Annotated in this window: 8 protein-coding genes; 5 read left to right on the forward strand and 3 right to left on the reverse strand. The window is 65.2% G+C overall.

All coding sequences use genetic code 11. The features are described from left to right. Positions 1 to 15 precede the first annotated feature (15 nt). Positions 16 to 351 carry a GlpM family protein gene (locus B2790_RS12150; protein ID WP_013973973.1) on the forward strand — a complete coding sequence of 112 codons (336 nt, stop codon included), beginning with the start codon at positions 16 to 18 and terminating at the stop codon, positions 349 to 351. Positions 352 to 468: 117 nt separating this feature from the next. Here the strand turns inward: B2790_RS12150 and B2790_RS12155 are convergent, their stop codons facing one another. After that, positions 469 to 1,464: an alpha/beta fold hydrolase gene (locus B2790_RS12155; protein WP_274078343.1), complete on the reverse strand. Its 996-nt coding sequence runs from the start codon at positions 1,462 to 1,464 to the stop codon at positions 469 to 471. 196 nt (positions 1,465 to 1,660) lie between these two features. Between B2790_RS12155 and metR the strand changes: the two genes are divergently transcribed. Beyond that, on the forward strand, positions 1,661 to 2,578 hold the full coding sequence (gene metR, locus B2790_RS12160; RefSeq protein WP_003258025.1) for a transcriptional regulator MetR: 918 nt from the start codon (positions 1,661 to 1,663) through the stop codon (positions 2,576 to 2,578). Here the strand turns inward: metR and B2790_RS12165 are convergent. Then, a complete protein-coding gene (locus tag B2790_RS12165) occupies positions 2,562 to 2,975 on the reverse strand; it encodes an NUDIX hydrolase (protein WP_003258026.1) in 414 nt (137 codons plus the stop codon). The two genes, metR and B2790_RS12165, sit on opposite strands and share 17 nt — an antisense overlap. Positions 2,976 to 3,221: 246 nt before the next feature. Between B2790_RS12165 and B2790_RS12170 the strand changes: the two genes are divergently transcribed. Then, complete coding sequence (locus tag B2790_RS12170; protein ID WP_286918913.1) at positions 3,222 to 7,490, forward strand: DEAD/DEAH box helicase; 4,269 nt, start codon at positions 3,222 to 3,224, stop codon at positions 7,488 to 7,490. A 245-nt stretch (positions 7,491 to 7,735) separates the two neighbouring features. Next, positions 7,736 to 9,355, forward strand: a complete 1,620-nt coding sequence (locus tag B2790_RS12175) for an FMN-binding glutamate synthase family protein (RefSeq protein ID WP_286918914.1) — start codon at positions 7,736 to 7,738, stop codon at positions 9,353 to 9,355. Between the two features lie 124 nt (positions 9,356 to 9,479). On the opposite strand, the gene B2790_RS12180 is transcribed toward B2790_RS12175, so the two are convergent. After that, positions 9,480 to 10,898, reverse strand: a complete 1,419-nt coding sequence (locus B2790_RS12180; protein ID WP_274078341.1) for an amino acid permease — start codon at positions 10,896 to 10,898, stop codon at positions 9,480 to 9,482. Between the two features lie 419 nt (positions 10,899 to 11,317). Between B2790_RS12180 and B2790_RS12185 the strand changes: the two genes are divergently transcribed. After that, a complete protein-coding gene (locus B2790_RS12185; RefSeq protein ID WP_085692276.1) occupies positions 11,318 to 14,467 on the forward strand; it encodes a transglycosylase domain-containing protein in 3,150 nt (1,049 codons plus the stop codon). Positions 14,468 to 14,505: the final 38 nt, after the last annotated feature.

Consider the following 14,505-nt stretch of genomic DNA (forward strand, 5'->3'; position numbering starts at 1 on the left):
ACCTGGAAAGACAACGTGGACCTGGTATTCAAAGCTGCACTGGGCGCTGGCGTGGTGGTGCTGCTGGCGGTGCTGTCGAAGACGCGCAATTACTACATCGCCGGGCTGGTGCCGCTGTTCCCCACCTTCGCCCTGATTGCCCACTACATCGTCGGCAAGGGGCGCAGCATTGCCGACCTGAAGACCACCATCCTGTTCGGCATGTGGTCGATCATTCCGTACTTCGTGTACCTGGCGACCTTGTATGTACTGGTCGACCGCATGCGCCTGGAGGCATCGCTGGCGTTGGCCACGGTGGCCTGGCTGATGGCGGCGACCGTGCTGGTGACCTTGTGGGTGCGGATGCACTGAGTTGCATCGGCGTAGACTTCTTCGCGGGCACGCCCGCTCCCACAGGTATTGCACATGATTGAAAGCGGGTGCATTCCCTGTGGGAGCGGGCGCGCCCGCGAAGAGGCCAACGCCGATTCAGAGCCCTGCGATATGCGTGACATCCTGCCGATGCGCCTGCAGGTAGGGCAACACCGCCCCCAGCAACGGCGCCTTGAACGGCTCCTGGAAGCGGTGCGCCAACCCCGGTATCAAGCGCAGCTGGCTGCCCTGGATATGCGCCGCCAGGTGCACGCCATGCATCACCGGCAGCAACGGGTCGGCCGTGCCATGCACCACCAGGGTCGGCACCCGCAACTGGTTCAACAACTCGACCCTGCTCGGCTCGGCCAGTATCGCCATGATCTGGCGCTTGGCCCCCTCCGGGTTGAACGCCCGGTCATAGGCCACCGCCGCCTGCTGCAGCAAGGCCGAACGGTCGTCACGCACCTCGGGGCTACCCAGCGCCGCCAGCAGGTCGGCCTGCTGTTCGATGGCCACTTCGCGGTTCGGCGCGCTGCGCCGGGCCAGCAACTGCACCAGCGCCGGATCCGGCGCTGGCAACCCCGCCGCCCCTGAACTGGACATGACCAGCGTCAGGCTGCGCACGCGCTCGGGCGCCATGGCGGCCAGGTGCTGGGCAATCATGCCGCCCATGCTCACCCCCAGCACATGAAACTGGCGCACGCCCAACGCATCCATCAGGCGCAGGCCATCGTCCGCCATGTCGGTCAGCGTATAGGGCGCAGCCACCGGCAGGCCCAGCTTGTAGCGCAGCAGTTCGACCGTCAGGTTGGCCGACGGTGGCAGCTGGCTCCAGCGTGACAGGCCGACATCGCGGTTGTCATAGCGAATCACCCGAAAGCCCTGGCGGCACAACGCTTCGACCACGTCGTCCGGCCAGTGGATCAGCTGCCCGCCAAGGCCCATCACCAGCAGCAAGGCCGGGTCGCGTGGCGCACCGACGCTCTGATACACCAGGCTGAGCGCGCCCAGTTCGGCACGCTGCACCGGCACGTGGGCGTCACAACGCTGTTCAGCGAAACTCGCCGGTACGCCGAATACAAAGAAAAGAAAAAGCCAAAAAGCCCGCATGAAAGAAACACCAGAATGCAGATCCCCAGTAGAGCGCGAGTCTGATGAATTCTGTTCGGGCGCGCTGCCACAGTTCAGTGACAGTTTGATGACTCCCGCCAGGCGGTGCGGCGGTACGCCCAGTCGACAGGCGCGGCAACATGAGGGAAACTCAACTCATTCCCTGTTTCCTCAAGTCCACACACCGGAGTCAGCTGTGCTGGAGATCCGTCACCTGAAAACCCTTCATGCCCTGCGCGAGGCCGACAGCCTGGTGGAGGCCGCCGAGCGCCTGCACCTGACCCAGTCGGCGCTGTCGCACCAGTTCAAGGAGCTGGAAGAGCGCCTGGGCCTGCCGCTGTTCGTGCGCAAGACCAAGCCGATCCGCTTCACCAGCGCCGGGTTGCGCCTGCTGCAACTGGCCGATGCCACCCTGCCGCTGCTGCGCGGCGCCGAACGTGACATCGCGCGCCTGGCCGGTGGCACCGCCGGGCGCCTGCACATGGCCATCGAATGCCACAGCTGCTTCCAGTGGCTGATGCCGACCATCGACCAGTTCCGTGACGCCTGGCCGGAGGTGGAGCTGGACCTGGCCTCCGGCTTTGCCTTCGCCCCGCTGCCGGCCCTGGCCCGCGGTGACCTCGACCTGGTGGTGACCTCCGACCCGCTGGACCTGGCGGGCATCACCTACGTGCCGCTGTTCACTTACGAGGCGATGCTGGCGGTGGCCAACCAGCATCCGTTGGCCAGCAAGCCCTACATCGTGCCGCAGGACCTGCTTGACCAGACCCTGATCACCTACCCGGTGGAGCGCGACCGCCTGGACATCTTCACCCGCTTCCTGGAGCCGGCCGACATCGAGCCCGCTGCCGTGCGCACCTCGGAGCTGACGGTGATGATGATGCAACTGGTAGCCAGCGGCCGAGGCGTGTGCGGCATGCCGCACTGGGCGCTGCACGAGTACAGTTCGCGCGGGTATGTGAAGGGCAAGCGCCTGGGTGAAAAAGGCCTGTTCGCCACGCTTTATGCCGCTGTGCGCACCGACATGCTCGATGCGCCATACATGCGCGACTTCCTGCTGACGGCGAAGGACACCTCGTTCGCCACCCTCGATGGCGTCAGCGCGGTGCGCTGACGGCCTGGCGGTATAGCGGCAGGATCAGGTCGCGGGTCAGGGGTGCCAGCTGCATGGCGGGGGCCTGGTCTGCGGCCAGCCACACCACCTCCTCGATCTCCGCGGCCGGCAGCACGGCTGCGGCGCTGTCGACACGGAACAGTTCGGCCTGTACCTCGAAGCCCGGCTCGTTGGCGGCCGGGGCGCTGAACTGGCCCAGGTGCACGGCCTGGGCCGGGTCGATGTGCAGGCCCAGTTCCTCATGCAGCTCGCGCACCAGTGCCTGCACCGGGGTTTCGCCAGCATCGATCTTGCCACCGGGCTGCATGAAGGCCTGGGTGCCGCGTTTGCGTACCAGCAGGGTGCGTCCCTGGGGGTCGATCAGCAGGGCGGCGGCGATGCGGATGGTGTTGGGCATGGGCTGGGCTCACCTGAAACAATGGCCGGGGAGGATCCCATGGGGTTCCTGGCCTGACAAGGCCAGTGTTTCCTGTGCCGGCCCTTTCGCGGGCGCGCCCGCTCCCACAAGTCCTCCACTGCTCTTGAAAGCAACGCAGTACCTGTGGGAGCGGGCATGCCCGCGAAAGGGCCGGCACAGGATATAGCCGACCGGCCAGACGAACGGCCCCTTGCCAACCCGCCCCACACCCTCCATAACCAACACATGAACCTGCCCGCCAAACACCACCCGGTGCTCGAGCTGTTCCACCCCGCCGTGCGCACCTGGTTCCGTCGCCACTTCGCCACGGTGACCGATGCCCAGGCCCAGGCCTGGCCGTTGATCCATGCGGGCCAGTCGATGCTGCTGGCCGCGCCGACCGGTTCGGGCAAGACCCTCAGTGCATTCCTGGCCGTGCTCGACGAACTGTTCCGCCAAGGCCTGGAGCATCAGGGCGAGCTACCAGCGCAGACCCAAGTGGTCTACGTTTCGCCACTCAAGGCGCTGTCCAACGATATCCGCCTGAACCTGCAAGCCCCGCTCGAAGGCATCAGCCAGGCCCTCGCGGACCAGGGCCTGAACGCCCCGCGCATCACCACCGCCGTGCGCAGCGGCGACACCCCGCAGAAGGAGCGTGCTGCCATGCGCAAGCTGGCGCCGCACATCCTGGTGACCACCCCCGAATCGCTCTACGTGCTGATGGGCTCGGCTTCTGGCCGTAAAGGCCTGGCCAGCGTGCACACGGTGATCGTCGACGAAATCCATGCCCTGGCAGGCAACAAGCGGGGCGCCCACCTGGCACTGACCCTGGAGCGCCTGCAGGCCCTGTGCAACCGGCCGTTGCGGCGCATCGGCCTGTCGGCCACGCAACGCCCGGTCGAGCGGGTGGCGCAATTTCTGGTCGGCAACGGCCGCCCCTGCGCAATCGTCGATGTCGGCCATGCTCGGCAGCGCGACCTGGACATCGAGGTGCCGCCAGTGCCGCTGGGTGCAGTTATGGCCACCGATGTCTGGGGCCTGGTCTATGACCGCCTGGCCACCCTGGCGCGCGAACATCGCACCACCCTGGTGTTCGTCAACACCCGACGCCTGGCCGAGCGCATCACCCGCCACCTCAGCGACCGCCTGGGCAAGGAGGCGGTTGCCGCGCACCACGGCAGCCTGGCCAAGGAGCTACGCCTGGATGCCGAACAACGCCTGAAAAACGGACAACTGCAGGTGCTGGTGGCCACTGCATCGCTGGAGCTGGGCATCGATATCGGCGACATCGACCTGGTCTGCCAGATCGCTTCGCCAGGCTCGATCGCGGCCTTGCTGCAGCGGGTCGGCCGCGCCGGACACCAGGTCGATGGCGTGCCCAAGGGGCGCTTGTTCCCGACCTCGCGCGATGACCTGATCGAATGCGTGGCCCTGCTCGACTGCATACGCCGGGGCGAGCTGGATGAACTGCACATTCCCCGGGCGCCGCTGGATGTGCTGGCCCAGCAGATCGTCGCCGAAGCCAGCAACCAGCCCTGGCACGAACAGGCCCTGTTCGACTGCCTGCGCCAGGCCACACCCTACGCCGAGCTCGACCAGCAACATTACCAGGCCCTGCTGCGCATGCTCGCCGAGGGCTACAACGGCCGCCAGGGCGTGCGCAGTGCCTACCTGCACCGCGATGCGGTGAGCGGCACCCTGCGCGGCCGCCGCGGCAGCCAGCTGACCGCCCTGACCAGCGGCGGCACCATCCCCGACAACGCCGACTACGCCGTGCTGCTCGAACCGCAGGCGCTGAACATCGGCAGCGTCAACGAAGACTTTGCCGTGGAAAGCATCGCCGGCGATATTTTCCAGCTGGGCAATGCCTCCTATCGCATCCTGAGGGTCGAGCCGGGTCGGGTGCGGGTGGAGGATGCCCAGGGCCTGCCACCGACCATCCCGTTCTGGCTGGGCGAGGCGCCGGGGCGCAGCGACGAGCTGTCTGCCGCGGTGGCCCGGCTGCAGGCGCAGATCGACCAACAGCTGGCTGACAACAACCAGGCCGAGGTGCTGGCATGGTTGCAGGCCACCTTCGAACTGGACGAAGCCGCCGCTGGGCAGCTGCTCGACTACCTGGCCCGCACCCGCGAAGTGCTCGGCGCCCTGCCATCGCAGGACACGCTGGTGATGGAGCGCTTCTTCGATGAGTCCGGCGGTACCCAGCTGATCATCCATTCGCCCTACGGCAGCCGCATCAACCGCGCCTGGGGCCTGGCCCTGCGCAAGCGCTTCTGCCGCACCTTCAACTTCGAGTTGCAGGCGGCAGCCAGCGAGGACGCCATCGTGCTGTCGCTGTCCTCCAGCCACAGTTTCGAACTGGACGACGTGTGGCGTTACCTGAACAGCCGCAGCGCCGAGCCGATCCTTGTCCAGGCGCTGCTCGATGCGCCGCTGTTTGGCGTGCGCTGGCGCTGGAACGCCAGCGTGACCATGGCTCTGCCGCGCTTTGTCGGCGGTCGCAAGGTGGCGCCACAGATCCAGCGGATGAAGAGTGAAGACCTGATTGCCGCCGTATTCCCCGATCAGATCGCCTGCCTGGAGAACATCGTCGGCGAGCGGCAGATTCCCGATCATCCGCTGGTCGAGCAAACCCTCGACGACTGCCTGCACGAGGCGATGGACAGCGAAGGCTGGCTGGCGCTGTTGCGGCGTATGGAAAGCGGCACGGTGCGCCTGGTGTGCCGCGACCTGCCCGCCCCTTCGCCCCTGGCGGCGGCCATCCTCAATGCACGGCCCTATGCCTTCCTGGATGACGCGCCACTGGAAGAACGGCGCACTCAGGCGGTGCTCAACCGGCGCTGGAGCGAAGTGCAGAGCGGCGACGACCTGGGCGCGCTGGACGCCGATGCCATCGCCGCCGTCGCAACCGAGGCCTGGCCGCAACCGGGCAATGCCGACGAAATGCATGAAGCGTTGATGGGCCTGGGGGCCATCAGCCAGGACGAAGTGCAGGGCAATGCCAGCTGGGAGCTGCTGCTCAGGCAGTTGGCCAAGGCCGGCCGGGCCTTGCGCCTGGTGGATGAAAAGCTGTGGTTGGCGCGTGAGCGGTTGAGCCTGCTGCAAGTGCTGTATCCCGGCTCCCGGGTGGAACCGGCGTTGCAGGCACTGCCAGGCTTCGATCAGGCCATCGAGCCGGACATTGCGCTGGTCGAACTGCTGCGAGCCCGCCTGAGCGGCCATGGCCCGCTGACCCGTGCGCAGATTGCGGCAGCACTTGGCAAACCGCTGCCAGCCATCGAACAGGCCCTGGCCCGCCTGGAGGCCGAAGGCTACGTGCTGCGTGGGCATTTCAGCCCCGGCGCAAGCGAACTGCAGTGGTGCGAGCGCCATTTGCTGGCGCGCATCCACCGCTACACGGTCAAACGCCTGCGCCGGGAGATCGAGCCGGTCAGCCTGCAGGACTTCATGCGCTTTCTGTTCGACTGGCAGCACCTGGCTGACGACACGCGCCTGCGCGGCCCGCAAGCCGTGGCCGAGGTACTAGGCCAGTTGCAAGGATTTCCGAGTGCAGCCGGAGCCTGGGAGGCCGAACTGCTGCCGGCACGTATCAAGGACTACAGCCCGCACTGGCTCGACGATGCCTGCCGTAGCGGGCAGTTCGCCTGGAGCCGGCTGGCGGCGACCGTGTCGAGAAACACCTTTTCGAGCACACCGCTGGTGCTGTTGCCGCGCGAGCATCTTGGGTTGTGGCGCAGCCTTGCTCCCGTACCTGCCCTGGATAGCCTCGGCGCACGGGCGCAACGCGTCCACGAGGTGCTGAACGCACATGGCGCGCTGTTCTTCGACGAGCTGACACACGATGCCCACCTGCTGCCCAGCGAACTGGAAACGGCCTTGCAAGAGCTGGTAGGCGCAGGCCTGGTGGGGGCTGACAGCTTCACCGGCCTGCGCAGCCTGATCACCCCGGCGGCGAAACGCACATCGCGCAACAGCCGACGCGGCCACCCGCCGCTGTCCAGCAGCATGTCCCATGCCGGGCGCTGGGCCTTGCTGCGCAGGGGCGCTGTAGACGACAGCCAGCGCCTGGAGCACATCGCCCGGGCCCTGCTTCGGCGCTATGGCGTGGTGTGCTGGCGCCTGCTGGAGCGCGAAAGCGATGTGCTGCCGCCCTGGCGCGAACTGCTGCGCTGCTATCACAGGCTGGAAGCGCGTGGCGAGATTCGTGGCGGGCGTTTCATTGCCGGGCTGGCCGGCGAACAGTTCGCCTTGCCGGAGGCGGTGGGGCTGCTGCGGCAGGTGCGCAAGCGTGAATTGGACGGGGCACTGGTGGTGGTAAGCGCCAGTGACCCGCTGAACCTGGTCGGGTCGTTGCTGCCGGGGGCGAAAGTGCCGGCGGTGAGTGGCAACCGCCTGTTGTATCGCGACGGGGTGCCGGTGGCGGTGCGGGTGGCCGGGCACTATTCGTACCTGGACGAAGCGCCGGCGCAAGAGCAGGAAAGCTGGCGGCAGAAGCTGCTGCGCGACACTATCTGAATGCTTTTTTGCGGTACTGGCCCTATCGCCGGCAAGCCTGCTCCAACCTCGACCGCATCGGCCTTGAGCGATGCGCTACCCCTGTGGGAGCCGGCTTGCCGGCGATAGGGCCAGTACAGCCAGCACAAGGCTTGGCGAGAATGATTTTCGCTACCCCGATTTTAATTTGCACAGCCGTGCAACTTGGCTATGGTCGGGGTTTGCCCCAGGCCCTGAGCCTGACCGCGCCATCGCAAGGACCCTGTATGAGCCTGTCACTTCTCAGCCGCTATGCCTTCTTCGCCGCCTGTGTGCTGTTCACCCTGGCGAGCCTGCCGTTCACCCACCATGAATGGTTGTGGCCGTTCACCCTGAGCACCGCCATCCTCAGCCTGATCGGCCTGTTCGACCTGTTGCAGCAACGCCACGCAGTACGCCGCAACTACCCGATCCTGGGCAACATCCGCTATCTGGTCGAGGCCATTCGCCCGGAAATCCGCCAGTACCTGCTGGAGGCAGACAGCGACGCCCTGCCGTTCTCCCGCGCCCAGCGCTCGCTGGTATATGCACGGGCGAAGAACGAAGCCTCGGACAAACCCTTCGGCACCCTGATCGACGTGTACGAGTCCGGCTTCGAATTCATCGGCCACTCCATGCGCCCGGCGCCATTGGCCGACCCGGCCAGCTTCCGGGTCGTCGTCGGCGGGCCGCAGTGCAGCCAGCCATACTCGGCATCGATCTTCAACATATCGGCGATGAGCTTTGGCTCGCTCAGCGCCAACGCCATCCGCGCCCTCAACCAAGGCGCCAAGCTGGGCAATTTCCACCATGACACCGGCGAAGGCAGCATCAGCCCCTATCACCGCGAGCACGGTGGCGACCTGGTCTGGGAACTGGGCAGTGGCTACTTCGGGTGCCGCACGCCGGACGGGCGCTTCGACCCCGAACGCTTTGCCGCCCAGGCACGCAGCCCGCAGGTGCGGATGATCGAGATCAAGATGAGCCAGGGCGCCAAGCCCGGCCATGGCGGCATCCTGCCCAAGCACAAGGTGACCCGGGAAATTGCCGAAACCCGTGGCGTGCTGATGGGCGAAGACTGCATATCGCCATCGCGCCACAGCGCCTTCTCCACCCCCATCGAGATGATGCAGTTCATTGCCCAGCTGCGTGAGCTGTCTGGCGGCAAACCGGTAGGCTTCAAGTTCTGCCTGGGCCACCCGTGGGAGTTCATGGGCATCGCCAAGGCCATGCTGGAAACCGGCATCCTGCCCGACTTCATCGTCGTCGACGGCAAGGAAGGCGGCACCGGCGCGGCGCCGGTGGAGTTCACCGACCACATTGGCGTACCGCTGCGCGAGGGGCTGCTGTTCGTGCACAACACCCTGGTCGGCCTGAACCTGCGCGACAAGATCAAGCTGGGCGCCAGCGGCAAGATCGTCAGCGCGTTCGACATTGCCAGCGTACTGGCCATTGGCGCCGACTGGGCCAACTCGGCGCGCGGCTTCATGTTCGCCATCGGCTGCATTCAGTCGCAGAGCTGCCACACCAACAAGTGCCCGACCGGTGTGGCCACGCAAGACCCACTGCGCCAGCGTGCGCTGGTGGTGCCGGACAAAGCCCAGCGGGTGCTGAACTTCCATCACAATACCTTGCGTGCCCTGGCCGAAATGCTTGCGGCAGCAGGCCTGGAGCACCCGGCGCAGCTGGAAGCCAAGCACCTGGTACGGCGCATCTCGGCCACCGAGATCAAGCTGTTCTCACAGATGCATGTGTTCTTGAAGCCGGGTGAGCTGCTGACTGGCGAGGTGAACGGGCAGTTCTATTCGCGCATGTGGCAGCTGGCGCGGGCGGACAGCTTCGAACCGAACAGCGAAGTGGCAGCCTGATAGAACCCTGGGGCTGCTACGCAGCCCATCGCGACACAAGGCCGCTCCCACAGGAGTACGCTATCTCTTGTGGGAGCGGCCTTGTGTCGCGAAAGGGCCGCAAAGCGGCCCCAGCCATTTCAGATCAGGAAGCAGTACTGGCCACGCCCTGCGCATCTTTCGGCGCCAGGCGGAATGCGTAGTACAGCACCGTCAGCAGCACCAGGAACGCCGGGCCAATGTACAGCGCCACGCGGGTGTCCTCGAAGTACGCCATCAGGCCGACCACCAGCACCAGGAAGGCCAGCGCCAGGTACGAGCTCAGCGGCCACAACCACATACGGTACTTCAGTGCCTTGCGCTCGGCAGTGGTGAGGCCGGCACGGAACTTCAGCTGCGCCAGCAGGATCATCACCCAGGTCCAGATCGCGCCGAAGGTGGCGATCGAAGTCACCCAGACGAAGACCTTCTCCGGCACCAGGTAGTTGGCCAGCACGCCCAGCAGCAGCGCGCCGATCGACAGCAGCAGCGCGTTGCGCGGCACGCCGTTCTTCGACGTACGGGCGAAGGCCGCCGGGGCCTGGCCGTTCTGCGCCAGGCTGTAGAGCATGCGCCCGGTGCTGAAGATGCCGCCGTTGCACGACGACAGCGCTGCAGTGATGACCACGAAGTTGATGATGCCGGCGGCGGTCTTGATGCCCAGGCGCTCGAAGGTCATGACGAACGGGCTGCCCTGGCTGCCGATTTCGCTCCACGGGTAGATCGACAGGATCACGAACAGCGCACCGACATAGAACAACAGGATGCGCCAGAACACCGAGCCAATGGCCTGTGGGATGGTCTTTTGCGGGTTGCGTGCTTCACCGGCGGTCAGGCCGATCATTTCCACGCCCAGGTAGGCGAACATCACCATCTGCAGCGACATCAGCACGCCGGTCACGCCATTGGGCATGAAGCCGCCATTGCTCCACAGGTTGGAGATACCCACTGCCACGCCGTCATTGCCGAAGCCGAAGGCAATGATGCCGATGCCGCCAAGGACCATGGCGATGATGGTGACAATCTTGATCAGGGCGAACCAGAACTCGAACTCACCAAACGCCTTGACGGCCACCAGGTTGACCGCCCCCATGCTGCCCAGCGCCGCCAGGGCCCAGATCCAGCGTGGTACGTCGGGGAACCAGATGCCCATGTAGATGGCCACCGCGGTGATTTCGGCAACGCAGGTCACCAGCCACAGGAACCAGTAGTTCCAGCCGGTAAGGAAACCCGCCAGCGGGCCGAGGTAGTCCTGGGCATAACGGCTGAACGAGCCGGCGACAGGGTTGTGCACGGCCATTTCGCCAAGGGCGCGCATGATCACCAGAATGGCCAGGCCGCCGATGATGTAGGACAGCATGATGGCGGGGCCGGCCATTTCGATGGCCTTGGCCGAACCGAGGAAAAGACCGACACCGATACAGGCGCCCAGCGCCATCAGGCGGATGTGCCGTTCGCCCAGTTCACGTTTGAGCGGGCCGCCTTCGGTGGCCTGGCCGTGGGCAGGGTGGTTGCCGACTGGCATAGCAATACAACCTCATTTTGTTATTGGATTTGACCTTCGTGCAGCACCGGCCAGGCCGATAGGCGTGGCGTTGGCTTGCCGAGCTGGCCTCGTGGGCCGGCCCGTGTGCCGGAATAGAGCGCCCGGCAAGGCGAAGGGGGCGAGCAGTATAGGAAGACCGTTGCAGGGGTTTTCACTGTAAATATGCAGAAATTTGGCGAGAACTCGGGCTCTGTGGGAGCTGGCTTGCCTGCGATCGGGCGCAAAGCGGCCGCAAAATTTCCTGGCCACCATAGCAATATCGCCTTACGAAAAAACCCACACCAAAGCCGCATAGCCCTACGCCACTTTTCTCCGTCTCTTACAAATTTTTCACCTGACCCGCTCAACGTCTAAGCTTCAGACAAGCAAGACGAAAATACCTGGCCGGATAGAAGACTATGGGCGCACTGTGGCAATCGGAACCAAGCAGAACGGAAGCACCCGAGATACCTCCGGCCGAGACGCCACAACCCAAGTCCCCCCGTCAGCGTCGGCTATGGTGGCGGCTGATCATCCTCATCCTGCTGGTGGCGCTGGTGGCCATCGGCTTCGCTGCGTATGACGAATTCCGCACCTCCAACCTGCAGTCGCGGGAATTCAGCAAGCTGGCCAGCACCCTCACCTATTCGCTGCAACCAGGCCCCAGCGATGCCATCGTCTACCCCGGCGAAGGGCCGTTCGACAAACGCCTGGGCTACAGCGCCCTGGGCGAATTCCTGCCGCGCCTGCTCAAGCGCGACTACCTGATCAGCGAGCAGGTGAAGTTCTCGCCGGCGTTGATGAACTACGTCGATCATGGGCTGTTCGCCCCCTATATCGAGAAAATCCAGGCTGGCCTGTCGATCACCGACTGCCGCGGCGACATGCTGTACCAGTACAACTACCCGCAACACCTGTACCCGGACTTTGCGGCGATCCCGCCGGTGATCGTCAACAGCCTACTGTTCATCGAGAACCGCGACCTGCTCGACACCAAGGACCCACGCAACAACCCGGCCGTGGACTGGCCGCGCTTCGCCAAGGCCGCCTACAGCCAGGTGGCCAAGTACCTGGCCCTGCCCGGCCAGTCCGCTGGCGGAAGCACCCTGGCCACGCAGCTGGAAAAGTACCGCCATTCACCGGACGGCCTGACCGTTTCCGGCGCCGAGAAGATCCGCCAGATGATTTCCGCCAGCGTGCGCGCCTACCAGGGCGGCCCTGACACCACCGAGGCGCGCCAGCGCATCGTGCGGGACTACCTCAACAGCGTGCCGCTGTCGGCAGTGCCTGGGCATGGCGAAGTGCATGGCATGGCCGAAGGCCTGCGGGTGTGGTACGGCGCCGACTTCGACCAGGTCAACCAGGCCCTGAACTCCACCGCCAGCGACCCTGAGAGCATGGCCGCACGCGGCCTGGCCCTGCGCCAGGTGCTGTCACTGATGATTGCCCAGCGCCGGCCGTCGCACTACCTGTCCAAGGGGCGGCTAGAGCTGGCCGAACTGACCGACGCGCACATCCGCGTGCTGGCCGCCAACAAGGTCATCGAGCAGCCACTGGCCGACGCGGCACTGGCCAGCAAGGCGGTATACCGCGACTGGGTGGCGCAACCGACCATCGTGCCGATCGTCACCAACAAGGGCATCAGCCTGGCACGCAACCGCCTGGCGGCCATGCTCAACCGCCCGCTGTACGACCTCGACCGGCTCGACGTGTCGGCCACCAGTACCCTGCAGTCCGACCTGCAGCTGCAGGTCAGCCAGTACCTGAAAAACCTTGCCGACCCTGAATTTGCGGCGCAGATCGGCCTGATCGGCGAACGCCTGCTCACCGCCAAGACCACCGACCAGGTGAGCTACAGCTTCACCTTGTTCGAGCGCACCGCCGACGGCTCGCGGGTGCGGGTGCAGACCGACAGCACCGACCAGCCCTTCGACATCAACGAAGGCAGCAAGCTGGAGCTGGGTTCCACCGCCAAGTTGCGGGTGCTCACCACCTACCTGGAGATCATCGCCGAACTGCACGACAAATACGCCGGCAAGCCAGCCGCCGAGTTGAAGAAAGTCGAAGTCGCCGAACTCGACCGCATCAGCCAGTGGTCGCTGGAATGGCTGGCGCAGAACAGCAAGAACCAGAGCCTGGACGCGATGCTCGATGCGGCGCTGGAACGCAAGTATTCGGCCAACACCGGCGAAGCCTTCTTCACCGGCGGCGGCATGCATGTGTTCAACAACTTCCGCAAGGAAGACAACAGCCGCAACCCAACCCTCAAGGATGCATTGCGCGAGTCGATCAACCTGCCGTTCATCCGCCTGATGCGCGACCTGGTGCGCTACGTGACCTACCAGCAGCCGTACAACCGCGTGCCGCTGCTCAAGGACGACTCCGACCCGCGCCGCCAGGAATACCTGGCCCGTTTCGCCGACAAGGAAGGCACCAACTACCTGATGCGCTTCTGGAAGAAATACCAGCGCAAGACCTCGCAGCAGCGCCTGGACACCTTCCTCGACAGCATGCGCGTGACCCCGCAACGGTTGGCGGCCGTGCACCGCTACCTGTTCCCCGAGGCTGGCCAGGAAACCTTCAACGCCTTCGTCCGCGCCCACCTCAAGGGTGACAAGATCGTCCTGGGCAAACTGACCGATGGCCGCCTGTCGGAGATGTACGACGCCTACGGCCCGGGCAAGTACGACCTGCCCGACCAGGGCTATATCGCCAAGGTTCACCCGCTGGACTTGTGGCTGCTGGGTTACCTGCTGAAGAACCCCGGTTCGACCTTGACCGAAATGGTCAATGCCAGCCGCTTCGAGCGCCAGGAGGTTTACGGCTGGCTGTTCAAGAGCCGCCATCAGGGTGCCCGTGACAGCCGCATTCGCACCATGGTCGAGATCGAAGCGTTCCTCGACATTCACCAGCGCTGGAAGCGCGTGGGCTATCCATTCGACCACCTGGTGCCCTCGCTGGCCACCGCCATCGGCAGCTCGGGCGACCGCCCCGCCGCCCTCTCCGAACTGGTCGGCATCATCCAGAACGACGGCGTGCGCCTGCCGACCTTGCGGATTGACACCCTGCACTTCGCTGCCAACACGCCTTACGAGACCAAGCTGGTCACTGACCCGGACCGGGGTGTGCGGATTCTGCCGGTCGAAGTGGCGCGCGCCCTCAAAGGCGCCATGTCGCAGGTGGTGGATGCGGGTACCGCGCGGCGTATTTCCGGCAGTTTCAAGCTGCAGGACGGCACGCCACTGGTTATGGGTGGCAAGACCGGTACCGGTGACAACCGCATCGAAAGCTTTGGTGCTGGCGGCCGGCTGATCGGCTCGCGCTCGCTGAACCGTACCGCCACCTTCGTGTTCTTCCTGGGCGACAACCACTTCGGTACCTTGACCGCGTTCGTGCCGGGGCGCTCGGCAGAGGCCTTCAAGTTCACCTCGGCGCTGCCGGTGCAGGTACTCAAGGGCATGGCTCCGATCCTCATGCCATACCTGCAACCGGGCAATCCGAATGAGTGCAAAGCGCCGCAAGTGGCCATGCACACAGCCACGCCGCAAGGGGATACATCGAACAACTAGATGATAATCATCTGCAATTAAGGGCTTGTCTTTAGATA

Origin of the sequence: Pseudomonas sp. UBA6753, from assembly GCF_002453565.1 — a bacterium.
Lineage (GTDB): Bacteria > Pseudomonadota > Gammaproteobacteria > Pseudomonadales > Pseudomonadaceae > Aquipseudomonas > Aquipseudomonas putida_Z.